Source organism: Planctomycetaceae bacterium (assembly GCA_041398785.1).
Lineage (GTDB): Bacteria > Planctomycetota > Planctomycetia > Planctomycetales > Planctomycetaceae > JAWKUA01.
On sequence record JAWKUA010000021.1, the window covers coordinates 37,355 to 49,773 of the forward strand.

The 12,419-nt window shown below is 60.1% G+C and carries 11 protein-coding genes; 10 read left to right on the plus strand and 1 reads right to left on the minus strand.

Going from position 1 to position 12,419, the window contains the following annotated elements:
* The first annotated feature begins 181 nt into the window (after positions 1-181).
* From R3C19_21200 to R3C19_21215, 4 genes are all read left to right on the plus strand, one after another.
* Positions 182-1,252 (plus strand): NAD(P)-dependent oxidoreductase, encoded by a 1,071-nt coding sequence (locus R3C19_21200; protein ID MEZ6062869.1) that lies wholly within the window; start codon positions 182-184, stop codon positions 1,250-1,252.
* Positions 1,249-2,055: an SDR family NAD(P)-dependent oxidoreductase gene (locus tag R3C19_21205; GenBank protein MEZ6062870.1), complete on the plus strand. Its 807-nt coding sequence runs from the start codon at positions 1,249-1,251 to the stop codon at positions 2,053-2,055. Before R3C19_21200 ends, R3C19_21205 begins: the two co-directional genes overlap by 4 nt.
* 142 nt (positions 2,056-2,197) lie before the next feature.
* Positions 2,198-3,031, plus strand: coding sequence for a sugar phosphate isomerase/epimerase family protein (locus tag R3C19_21210; GenBank protein ID MEZ6062871.1), 834 nt, complete (start codon positions 2,198-2,200; stop codon positions 3,029-3,031).
* 220 nt (positions 3,032-3,251) lie between these two features.
* On the plus strand, positions 3,252-4,550 hold the full coding sequence (locus R3C19_21215) for a 2Fe-2S iron-sulfur cluster-binding protein (GenBank protein MEZ6062872.1): 1,299 nt from the start codon (positions 3,252-3,254) through the stop codon (positions 4,548-4,550).
* A 206-nt stretch (positions 4,551-4,756) separates the two neighbouring features.
* Here R3C19_21215 and R3C19_21220 read toward each other — a convergent pair whose 3' ends face one another.
* Entirely contained in the window at positions 4,757-4,981 is a 225-nt protein-coding gene (locus tag R3C19_21220; GenBank protein MEZ6062873.1) for a hypothetical protein, read from the minus strand.
* Between the two features lie 578 nt (positions 4,982-5,559).
* Between R3C19_21220 and R3C19_21225 the strand changes: the two genes are divergently transcribed.
* The 6 genes from R3C19_21225 (at position 5,560) to R3C19_21250 (ending at position 12,309) form a co-directional block, all read left to right on the plus strand.
* Positions 5,560-5,925 (plus strand): hypothetical protein, encoded by a 366-nt coding sequence (locus R3C19_21225; protein MEZ6062874.1) that lies wholly within the window; start codon positions 5,560-5,562, stop codon positions 5,923-5,925.
* A 434-nt stretch (positions 5,926-6,359) separates the two neighbouring features.
* Positions 6,360-7,592 (plus strand): multiheme c-type cytochrome, encoded by a 1,233-nt coding sequence (locus tag R3C19_21230; protein ID MEZ6062875.1) that lies wholly within the window; start codon positions 6,360-6,362, stop codon positions 7,590-7,592.
* A 22-nt stretch (positions 7,593-7,614) separates the two neighbouring features.
* A complete protein-coding gene (locus R3C19_21235; protein MEZ6062876.1) occupies positions 7,615-7,770 on the plus strand; it encodes a hypothetical protein in 156 nt (51 codons plus the stop codon).
* A gap of 128 nt (positions 7,771-7,898) precedes the next feature.
* Entirely contained in the window at positions 7,899-9,371 is a 1,473-nt protein-coding gene (locus R3C19_21240; GenBank protein ID MEZ6062877.1) for a cyclic nucleotide-binding domain-containing protein, read from the plus strand.
* Positions 9,368-10,195 carry a hypothetical protein gene (locus tag R3C19_21245; protein MEZ6062878.1) on the plus strand — a complete coding sequence of 276 codons (828 nt, stop codon included), beginning with the start codon at positions 9,368-9,370 and terminating at the stop codon, positions 10,193-10,195. Before R3C19_21240 ends, R3C19_21245 begins: the two co-directional genes overlap by 4 nt.
* Complete coding sequence (locus R3C19_21250) at positions 10,192-12,309, plus strand: hypothetical protein (GenBank protein MEZ6062879.1); 2,118 nt, start codon at positions 10,192-10,194, stop codon at positions 12,307-12,309. Before R3C19_21245 ends, R3C19_21250 begins: the two co-directional genes overlap by 4 nt.
* Positions 12,310-12,419: the final 110 nt, after the last annotated feature.

Genomic DNA, 12,419 nt, shown 5'->3' on the forward strand with positions numbered 1-12,419 from the left:
CGCCGTCGCGGTGTGACCTGGAATTTCGCCCGGCCGGTCTCTGGAGATTCGCCTGCGGGAAGCATACACCACGTGTCGAGCACGCTGGTTTGGACGTCGCGGCAGACGTCTGTCCGTGGCTGCGGCAGGAATCGGTCACCGGCGCAAACATGAACTTTCCAGACAGGATCGCAGTTGAGTCATGACGGAATTACAGCCACCAGAATTCCGCGTTGCCCTGACCGCGGACTTCTATGACGGCGATGGTCGACCGAAGTTTGCCGATCTGGGCATCGGCCTGTTCGACGGTCACTCGCACATCGGCTTATCTCGGTTCGACGAACATCATCCGCAGATTCTTCCGGAACAACTGGCCGGTTGTCACGGAGTGATCGTGCTGACTCCGCGAGTGACCGCCGAGTCACTTCGATCCTGCGACGACCTGCTGGTGATTGGCCGCTTCGGTGTCGGTTTCGACAACGTTGACGTCGACGCGTGTACTCGCAGCGACGTGTTGGCCACGATCACCGCCGGAGCCGTTGACCGTCCCGTTGCCGAAGCGACCGTCGGCTGGATGATCGCGCTGACGCATCACATGCTGACGAAGGACCGGCTGGTGCGGCATGGACAATGGGACGAACGCACTCAGTACATGGGCTGTGAACTGCGCGACCGGACTCTGGGTATCATCGGACTGGGCGGAATCGGCCGGGCTCTGTTGTCGCTGCTGCACAGCTTCGGAATGAAGCAGCCCGTGGCGTTTGATCCGTTCGTGCCGCAGGATGTCCTGCACTCGCTGGGAGTTCGTTCCGTGTCATTGGAGGAACTGCTGTCGACGGCGGATTTCGTTTCAATCCATTGCCCGCTGAATGAGAAGACTCGCGGGTTGATCGGAGCCGCGGAGCTTCAGCAGATGAAGCCCGACGCGTACCTGCTGAACACGGCTCGCGGCGGCATTGTGGACGAGGATGCTCTGTTTGAAGCTCTGAAGAATCGCCGGATCGCGGGAGCCGCTATCGACTGTTTCGCGGATGAACCGGTCTCGACTCCGCACCGCTTCGGCGAACTGGACAATGTCATCCTGGCACCGCATTCGATTGCATGGACGGGAGAACTTTTCCGGGACATCGGCCGTACCGCGTGTCAGGGAATGCTGGATCTGTCGCAGGGGCGTCGACCGGCGGGAGTCCTGAATCCGGAACTGTTCGCGCGCGAAAGTTTTCGAAACAAGTGGTCACGGATCACCGGAATCAGCCGGGAGAATCTGCAATGAGTCACCGGCTGACTGGTCAGACAGCATGGATCAGCGGAGGCGCATCGGGCATCGGCGCCGCAACCGCGCGGCTGTTTGCCGAAGAGGGAGCAAACGTTGTCATTGCCGATTTGCGCGACGCAGAAGGCGGGCAACTGGCCGACGAAATCACGTCGTCCGGCGGACACGCGATCTATTGCCACTGCAACGTGGCCGATACCGATCAGGTCCGGAACTCGATCGATGCCGCAGTCGCCGAATTCAAGACCCTGCACATCGTGGTCAACTGCGCGGGCATTGTTCATGTCAGTCCATTGCACGAATATTGTGAAGCCGACTGGGACCGGCTAATGCGCGTCAATGTGACCAGCATCTTCTTATCGCTGAAGCACGCGTTTCGCCATCTGCGTTCTCACAGCCGCAGTTACATGGTGTACGTGGCGTCGATCAGCAGTTTCGTCGGTCAACGGGCGACTCCGGCTTACACGACATCCAAGGGAGCCGTGTTGTCGCTGACTCGTTCGATCGCGGTTGACTACGCCGCGACGGGCCTTCGCTGCAACTGCGTGTGCCCCGGCATCACCGACACACCGATGCTGCGAGAACATCTGAACAAGTCGGCCGATCCTGAAGAAACACTTCGGCAGCGAATTCGACGCGTTCCGTTGAACCGACCGATGCAGCCATCGGACATTGCCCGCACGATCCTGTACCTTTCGTGTGAAGATTCCAGCGGTGTGACGGGAACGTCCGTCGTCGTGGACGGCGGATATCTGGCCGCGGCAGAGTGGAATACCGACGATGACCCGCCGGCTTCGTCCTGAACAGCGCAGCCGGCGGACATCGCAGCGCGCCGCTTCCCGGCTTGATTTCGTGAGCGGCGATGGATCAGAGTTCGACCGTTACCCAGCCGTGCGAAGGTGAGTTCTTTAGTGGCCGATCGTATTGCAGGAAGGTGTCCCGACGATGTTTCCGCTCGCGTGTGCTGACTTTGCATTCCCGCTGCTGGCGCACGATCAATCGCTGGACGTGATTGCGATGCTGGGATTTGAAGGCGTCGATATCGGACTCTTTGAAGGACGCTCCCACCTGCATCCGTCACGGCAGTTCGCAGATCCGGCGTCCGCGAAGGCTCTGCATCGTAAGGTGTCTGACCGAGGACTGAGCGTGGCCGACGTGTTCCTGCAGATGGACCCGGATTTCAAACTATTCGCTGTGAATCATCCGGACGCAGATCGCCGCCGGAAGGCTCGCGACTGGTTTCAGCGAACTCTGGCCTACGCGGCAGACTGCGGCTGTGCTCATGTCACGGCGCTTCCGGGAGTCCTGTTTGACGGCGAGTCGGCCGATGCATCCTTCGACCGCTGCCGAGACGAACTGGCCTGGCGAGTCGAACAGTCAAAGGCGGCGGGAATCATTTTTGGTGTCGAAGCGCATGTTGGTTCCATCGTTCCGGACCCGCATCAGGCGCGGCAGCTTGCCGAGTCGGTTCCGGGACTGACACTGACTCTGGACTACACGCACTTTACGCGCGACGGTGTTGCGGATTCCGAGGTCGAACCGCTGATCGTTCATGCTTCGCATTTCCACGCGCGGTGTGCTCGCCAGAGCCGGCTGCAGTGTTCGTTTCAGGAAAACACGATCGACTATCAACGCGTGGTGGAGCGATTGAAGCAGTCCGGCTATTCCGGCTACGTCGGCGTGGAATACGTGTGGATCGACTGGGAACACTGCAACGAAGTGGACAACCTTTCGGAGACAATTCTGTTGCGCGACTTTCTTCGATCAAAAATGACGTGACGGTCCGGAGGTTCGCAGTCGCAGTGAACCTTCAGCGCCGCTAACATCGTGCGGCTGAGCTGTCGTGTTTTGTGGTTCATCCGGAGAACAGCCGTATCCCGGGCACTGCTTGCTTCGCCGATCGGCTGTTTTGCGTGATACGAACACAGGCTGGTGGTGGCGAATTGAATGGAACACGACTTTACGGTGACGACGCCTGTTGACGGAAAACGGAGGTGACATGCAGATCATCGGAGCCATCCTGTGTACTCTTGTGGGCCTGCGTCTGGCGCAGTCTGTCGCGTCGGCGTATCAGGAGCATTCCCGGTCAGCGGCGCGGGGGCGGCTGTCGCTGGAACTGCTCAGCGAACAGGTTGCCGCGGCGAAAGCGCTGCGGGTTCGTCGTGAACAGCAGCAACTGCACTGGAACGGATACCGAAAGTTCCGTGTTCGCGACAAGGTGGTTGAAGCAAAGGATATCTGTTCGTTTTACCTGGTGCCGCACGATGAGAAGCCGTTGCCGCCGTTTCGGCCGGGGCAGTTCCTGACGTTTCGGATGGATCTGCCGAAGGGGAATGACGAGAGGGGAACTCGCAAGCCCGTGGTCCGATGCTATTCGCTGTCCGATGCTCCTCCGGAATCGAACGACCCGGAACACAATTTCTACCGCATTACGGTTAAGCGAGTTCCCGCGCCGCCGGATTCGTCGCACCCGCCGGGTCGGGTTTCGAATTACCTGATCGATCAGGTGCAGGTCGGCGACATTCTGGATGTTCAGGCTCCGCGCGGAGATTTCTGTCTGGACCCGGAATCGGCTCACCCCGTCGTGCTGATCGGCGGCGGCGTCGGAATTACTCCCGTGCTGAGCATGACGGAAGCCATCCTGCGAGTGAATCCCAGCCGGCACGTCTGGCTGTTTTACGGAATTCGCTGTGGTCCGGATCACGCCATGAAGGACCGGCTCCGACAGCTCGATCAGGCCTACGAAAACTTTCACCTGCACGTCTGCTACAGTTGCCCGCAGGAAGGTGACTGGGAAGGCACGGACTACCACACGCGTGGTCATGTCGGTGTGGAAGTGCTGCAGAAGGTTTTGAAGGTCAACAACTTCGAATACTACATCTGCGGTCCGCCGGCGATGATGAACACGCTGGTTCCGGCGCTGGAAGACTGGGGAGTGCCGAAAGACCGGATCTTCATGGAAGCGTTCGGTCCGGCAACAGTGAAGAAGACGGCCACGGTTCCGAAACTGCCTGAGGTCTCCGCACCCGGCGCGGAGCGCGCGGTGATTACGGTCGAATTCAGTCGTTCGGGAAAAAGCCTGGTGTGGAACGGCAGCCAGGCGAACATCCTGGACCTGGCACTGGCGAATTCAATTGAGATCGACTCCGGATGCCGAGCGGGCAGTTGCGGGTCGTGCGAAGTGGCGGTAAAGTCCGGAACCGTCGATTACACGGTGGACAGCCGTACTGAATGTGGCGCTGGATCGTGTCTGACATGTGTTTCCGTCCCGAAGGGAAACATCGTGTTGGACGCCTGACCAGCGTCAGAGCACGACAAACGCAGCCGGATGAACACTACAGGAACTGTGCGGCACTGTCCCGCCGGGATTCACCCGAGCCCGGCGCGGAAAGGCGAGATTCGATCGAAACGAAATTTGCGAATGCCGGTATTGAAAGGGCTGCACTCGGGCCGGCGCTTCACACTGCACGCGTGTGAAGCGATGCAGCATTTTGACGGCAATGACTAGAGAGGCAGAAACATGCGATTGAAGTCCAGGATGTATCCCCCGCGAATGCTGCTGTCCGGTGTGGTGCTGACAGCAACCGGCGCGATATTGGCCGCCGTCTGGCTGGGAACCGTCGTGTCCGCCGGGCAACCGCAGCCCGCGAACCCGACTTTGACCGCTTTCGTGGCGGCGGTTCCCGAAGGTTCTGCGGTGACGCCCGGAATCGATCCGGCAAAGGTCAAGGGTGCCGAATCCTGCACGAAGTGTCACCAGTCGGAACACAATGCCTGGAAGGCGTCCGTTCATTTCCGAAACAACGAACGGCTCACATCCGACGCCGGCGCGAAGTATGCGAAGGACTTCGGCAGTAAGGATGCGTGCATCCAGTGCCATTCCACGCCGCATTCGTCGGGCGGCGGTGTTGTTGGAGTCTCCTGCGAATCTTGCCACACCGGCTCCGGCGGCGCCGACGGCTGGTTCGAAATTCATTCCGACTACGGCGGCGAAGGCGTGACTCGGGAACAGGAAACCGAAGACCATCGGACGCAGCGCCTGGCGGCGACAGAGAAGGCCGGCATGATCCGTTCGGCCAATGTGTATGAACTTGCGAAGAACTGCTACGCGTGCCACGTCGTCGGCAACGAAAAGCTGCTGAACGCCGGCCACAAGCCGGGTCAAAGCGGCTTCGATCTCATTCCCTGGATTCAGGGCGAAGTTCGACACAACTTTCAGATCGACCAGAAGGTAAACGCGGAATCCCCCAGCCTGCTGACCGCCACGAAGGGAACATCGCCCGAGGAGCGTAAGCGGGTCATGCTGGTTGTCGGCAAAATGGTCGAACTGGAAGTCTGCCTCAGAAACCTGGGGGGCCGTCAGCAAAGCCGGGCTGAAACAGGGCTATGCCGGATCGAAGGGCTGGGCCGGACGAGCCGAAGATGCTCACGAATTCCTGGCCGAAGATATTCTCGATGCTGTCAAGGACGAACACATTCAGGCGGCGGTTGACGCCGTTGACTTTGACCTTGGCCGGCGCTTTGACGACCAGGCGGCGGCCGCAAAGGCGGCTGATCAGGTCGCGGCCGCGGCCAAAGCGTTCGTGGCGGCCAATGACGGATCGAAACTGGAAGGGCTCGACGAACTGGTTGAGGAACTCTCGAAACCGAAGGGAGATGCCTACACGCCGTGACCCGGACTGGTCGGCGGACACACTTTCGAGTGGCCCGTCGAAAGCCCGCAACCGTTCGCGCGGGGAGTTGCAGCCGGGCGAGGGGCCGGGTGAAGTGGCCACGTCCGTCAGCGGCGAACGCAATGGGCGGCTACGAATGTCCGTCGGGCGGCTGCGATCCGCGGGTTGCCGCAACCCGCGATCCGGCTTCCTCGAAAATCACGGGTTCGTTATTTTCCCGTGTGAAATCGCCGTCCTGCAAGACGTCGACAACCACGATGACCGGTCGGCCCGGGCCGGTCCCGAACGGCACTGCCTGACGCAGTTGAACTGACGGCCAGCGCCGACAGATACAATCGAAGCGTTCGAAAATGGACGGAAGCCGCAATGGCAGTCAGGATACTTGATCCGCCGCGGCACCAGGATTCGCCAGTCAACCAGAAAGGATTTCTGAGATGAACGACATGTCCGCGATACCCGCCAGTCTGCGTTCCGCGATGAAGCGATTATCAATTGCTGTTGTGATCGGCACGCTGGCCGCCGCGTACCTGGCGACGTCGCGACCCGCCGTGTCGCAGGATTCCGGCGGAGTCGCGGAGCCGCCTGCCGTTCCTCCGGCGATCAACGACGGGCGAAGTCATGCCGGACCCATTCAGAACCGGTCGAACTTCATGGGCGCCAAAGCGTGCATCGAATGTCACCGTTCGGAATATGTGGCCTGGATGGGAACGGTCCACTTTGACGGCGGCGGGATCAATCGACTGGACACATCAAAGAAAAATTCCGTCGGCGCGAAGTACAAGGCCGCTCACGGGAATCTGCAGGTCTGTCTGGATTGCCATGTTCCGCCGCGCGAAGTGAATCACGGACAACTGCAGCTTGTCTCGGGCACTTCGTGTGAAAGCTGCCACGGCGCGGCCGGCGGCGAACACGGATGGCTGAATCGGCATTCCGTTTACGGCCCGAATGTCACTCGGATGTTTGAAGAATCTCCGCAGCACCTGGCAGACCGCCAGGCGTTCTGCGACAACGCCGGCATGATTCGGTCCGGACGCGTCTATGAGATTGCGAAGAACTGTTATAGCTGCCACATCATGGGCAATGAACAACTGGTCGCGGAAGACGTCGGGCACCGGATTGGAAACAACCTGTTCGATCTGATTCCGTGGATTCAGGGCGAAGTCCGCCACAACTTTCACATGGACCAGCATAACAACGCGGACATGCCCACGATCGTACAGACTCGAACGGGGCAGTCAAAAATTGAACGTCATCGCGTCATGATCGTTGCCGCGCAGATGGCGATCATCGAAGTCTGTCTGCGAAACCTGGCGGCGGTGTCCGACGAAGAGAAGCTTGAAGAAGGCTACGCCGACGGCTGGAAGGACCGCATTGACGAAGCGAAGGACGTGGTTGAAGAAATCTCTGAGATTCTTGAAGAACCCGCCGAAGACTCCGGCATCGCGCCGCTGGAGGATTCTGATCTGCGGGCGGTTGTGGAGGCGGTTGACGCTCTCGGGCGGCGCTTCCGGGATCTGACTCGCGAGAATGCCGCCAGCACGGCTGACGCAGTGGCCAGCCATGCGAACAGCTTCGTGTCGCGGCATAACGGTTCGCTGCTGAAGGCACTCGACAAGGACTTTCTGGCCGATCCGCCGGAACCAAAGGGCAGGGCTCTGGAACCCTGATCAGGCACGAAGAGGGCCTTGCATGAGTTTGCAGAAAATCGAACGGCCGGCTCGCTGGGACGTTCCGTTCTCGGACAGGATGACCGACGCTGACGTGGAGCGGCTGCTGACCATCCGGCCGTTTTCCGACTTGATCCCGACCGGTTCCGCGGCAAAGTCACCCTTGCCGGAATCCTGAAGAACGACGCAAGGCTGCTGCAGTGCTCCGTCGGCGAAATCATTATTCGCGAAGGTGACTGGGGCAACTCCGCGTTTTTTCTGCTGTCCGGAAGTGTTCGCATCGAAGTTGAACCGGGCCGCTATTCGATGCCCGCGGAGGTGCTCGGGCGATCCACGATTCACCGGAAGGGGTTTCTGGACGCGATCCGGCAGTTGTGGCGCCGTCCCCGCGACCCCGAAGTCCGCGCCCGGACGGAAGACATCGACGGAAGCCAGACACGCAGCAAAGGCAGCGGCGAAGAAACTCGCATCTACCTGCAGGACGTTCCGGCGGTTCTGGCAAAATACAAGACGACCCGCGTGCAGGCCGTGGAGTTCTTCGGCGAACAATCGGCGCTGGGTCGCATCGAACGAACGGCCACCGTTTTTGCCGACAGCGGCTGTGAACTTCTGGAAATCCGCTGGCAGGGTCTGCGTGACATCATGCAGAAGGACCCCGCTTTAAAGGAACGCATCGATCAGCGGTTTCGTGACTACGGCCTGCGCTCCTTCCTCAGAAACTCGCCCTATTTCGCTCACCTGTATACGTCCGGCGACGAACAGTCCGAACGCGGGCACAGCCGCAACCGCGAGCGCCGCCGCCGTCTGCTGAAGGAGGCACAGTTCGAGTCGTACGGTGAATACGACAAGGTTGACAGCTTCAAGAAGCTGGCGGAATTCGGTTCGTCGACCGGACTGAAGCATGAACCGATCATCGCCCACGAAGGCGATTATCCAAACGGCGTGATTCTGATTCGCAGCGGCATTGCCCGAGTCAGCCGCCAGTTTCACAACGGGCATCGCACGATCAGTTATCTGACTCCCGGCCAGGCATTCGGCATCCAGGAAATCGTCGAAGGCTGGAAGAAGGGCAATCCGGTTCCGCTGCAGCATTCCCTTCGCGCTGTCGGTTATGTCACGGTGGTTATCATTCCCACGCGGCTGTTCGAAGAAGCGATTTTGCTGGAAGCATCCATCGCTGATGAAGCCGACGCCGCTCCGCCGATTGATCTGTCCGCAGCGCCGCAGTCGTCCGCCGGCAAAGATGTCGATGCCGGCCTGCTGGAGTTTCTTGTCGAACGCCGGTTTGTGAACGGAACGGCGACGATGGTCATCGACATGGACCGGTGTACCCGGTGCGATGACTGCGTCCGGGCCTGCGCGGCGACACATGATAACAACCCGCGGTTTCTTCGGCACGGGCCGATGCACGGCAAGTACATGGTCGCCAACGCCTGCATGCACTGCGCGGATCCGGTCTGCATGATTCGCTGTCCCACAGGAGCCATTCATCGTAACGTGCTGGAAGGTCAGGTGGTGATCAATGACGAAACCTGCATCGGCTGCCAGGCATGCGCGATGAACTGCCCCTATGACGCCATCCGGATGGTTCAGATTCGCGACACGCGGGGCTTTCTGTTTCATGACGCGCGCCACGAAACGATCGACAAGGCCACAAAGTGCGATCTGTGCGCCGATCAACTGACGGGACCGGCATGCCAGAACGCGTGCCCGCATGACGCCCTGGCGCGGCTGAATCTCGGCGAATACGAATCCGTGGCGGATTGGGTAAATCGATGAGAACATTCGCGCGGCGCCGCGGAATTCATCTGGGCATCACACTGGTCGCGGCGATTCTGCTGTTGGGCCTGTACTACGTGATGTCCGCTTCGCTGTATCCGGGCGATTACAGTTCCGGCTGGGTCCTGCTGGGCGTGATTGTGTTTCTTGCGGCGTATAACGTGCGGAAGGCGTTTCCGTTTATCCCGCTCGGTTCCTCAGCGGCGTGGCTGCAGGCTCACATCTACCTTGGCCTGCTGACATTTCTGCTGTTCGCCATTCACGTTGAATTCACGATTCCGAACGGTTTCTTCGAGCGGATCCTGGCGGGAGTCTACGTCAGCGTTTTTGTCAGCGGCCTGATCGGTTTGTACATGACGCGAAGATATCCGCGACGACTGACGATGCTGGGCAGCGAAGTCGTGTTCGAACACATTCCCGTGCTGAATCGGCAGATTCGCGAAGCCGCCGAAGCTTTGGTCCTGCAGTGCAATTCCGAAGCGGAAACGTCAGCGATTCCCGACTTCTATGTCCGCCGCCTTCGCAGCTTCATGGACGGTCACCAGGATCTGTGGCAGCATCTCTTCTTTGGTTCCAGCCGCAGGTTTCACGCTCTGCTGCGGGAACTGTACGATCAGATGCGTTATTTGAACGACAACGAACGCTCCGTGCTGTCGCAGCTTGAAAACCTTCTGCGGCGAAAGCACGAACTTGATTCGCAGTTTGCCCTGCAGGCCGCTCTGAAGTGCTGGCTGTTTGCGCATATTCCGCTGACATGGGCACTGCTGGTATTCGCGTTTTTTCACAGCATGCTGGTCCATGCGTGGTCGGGAGGTCTGTGGTGACAGATTCTCCGAACGAGTTTTCGCTGGACCCCGGCATCTACCAGCGACCGAATCAGGAATGGGAATGCGGTCATCTGGCCGACGGCTGTCCCTGCCCGATCGGACCCGGCGGGCGCGGTGAATGCCTCGTGAACCAGATCTGCGTTCCGCTGAAGACTGACACCGGCTGGGCCTGCGGTCGTGCGAAGGCCTGGGGAGGCCGCTGCAGTGAAGGACCGATCCCCGACCGGAACGCGCCGGATCAGCAGGCTGTCTGTCCTCACGCGATTCCTCCCTGTCAGCCGCGACACAGCCTGCGACGAAAGCGGCGCCTGGTCAGCGGAATCGTCGCTGCGGCATCGCTCGGCTTCTGTCTGTTTCTGCTGGGAGGCGGCTCTTCTCCGAACGAAAAGCCATTCATTCAGACGGCGGAATGGATTTCTCCCGGCGAGCTGACGGCCAGGCATAACACGATTCAGCAGGGCTGTTCGGCCTGTCACTCCGCCGCTCACGAATCTCCGGCAGCACAGCTTGGCAGCGCGTTTGGTGGTTCCCGGGACATCGCGGAAAGTCAGAAGTGTTTGAAATGCCACGAGGCCGCATTGGGGCATTTTGCTCTGCAGCCTCACGGAACAGATCCCGCCGTGCTGCAGGCAGCGTCCCGGAAACAGGAGTCCGACGCCGGCCGATCACACAACACACTGCGACAGACACTCGCTCGCATGGTCGTGCCGCACAGGTCCGCCGCCGACGGAGAACTGGCTTGCGCCACGTGTCACAAGGAACATCGCGGCCGGGAATTCGACCTGAAACGCATCACCAATGATCAGTGCCAGATCTGTCATTCGAGTTCCTTCCACAGCCTGCAGGACGGTCATCCGGACTTCACACTTCCAAAACACGATCAGCCGCCACATCTGATCTTTGACCACCTGACTCACTACGGAATGCACTTTTCCGCGGATCCCGAAACGTGGCTCGCCGACGCGCCAAACGATACGTGTTCGCGGTGTCACGTTCCTGACGAAGCCGGTCACGCGATGACGGTTGTCAGCTTCGAAAAATCGTGCGCCGACTGTCATCTCGACCAGATCAAAGCCGACCCGCTGCCGGAACTGCGAATTCCGGGAGTCACGTTTCTGTCGCTGGTCCCCTCCGACTTTGCGCCGGGCGACGACCAGAACCTGCCGGAAGCATTTCCGCGGACACCACCGGTCATGGAACTGCTGCTGCTGGCAGACGAAGACTATGCGGCGACGAAACAGGCTGCGGACTCCGGCCAGGCTGAAGCGGACTCACTTCGCACAATCGCCGCGGCTCGGCGACGGCTGATCACGGATCTGGTCGCCAATCGGGAAGTCGCCATCCGTAATCGGCTGCTTAAATCTCTGACGAACGCGGATTCTGTCCTGGTGACGGCAGCGGCCGACGCTCTGAACGGGTTCTGGTTTTTTGACACGCTGTACGAACTGCAGCAACGCGCCATGGCAGCCGGCGATTCGTCGGAAGGCGACGGCGACGGCAGGAAAGACGGCGACAGTGACGATTCAGCGGCATTGGCGGTCAGCGCCGAAACGCCGATCACCTACTTCAGTCAGGAACATGCCGACGCCGTGCTGCGAACATGGATTGATCTGGCTGCGTCGCAGGCAACAACAGGTGCGCTGTCCGAATCCCGGGCTGCCGCGTCTGTTGTCGATCGGCTGTTCGCGTCGCTGGTCCAGCCGCAAACGACGGGTCGCTGCGTCAAGTGCCATACTGTCTCATCCGACTCCGGCCATCCCGTCGTGAACTGGATTCCCAGGACATCCGGTCATGGCGGCTTCACAAAGTTTTCTCACCGTCCGCACATCACGCTGCTGGAACAGCACGGCCAGGTTGGTCCCCAGGAAACAGAGCCCTACGGCGATCGCCGCTGCGAATCCTGCCACTACCTTGCCCGCGAGGAAGTTAAGTTTGCTCGCATCGGCCCGGCTCTGACAAGCGGCGTCTTGAAATCCGGGGAACATCACGAGTTCTCCGGAATTCAGGATTCCATGACGCTGGCCACCTGCGTCAACTGCCACACGCCTCGGGAAGCGGGCAATGACTGTCTGAAGTGTCACAACTACCACGTCGTTCGCCAGCAGCCCTGATGGCGTCGAAACGGACGGCGGAGACCACACCGAGTCCGTCATCGCCCATCGGAGGCCGGTCGGGAAGCAATCCGGTCTGGCTGAAGCGTTACCGGCGCCATGCGACACTG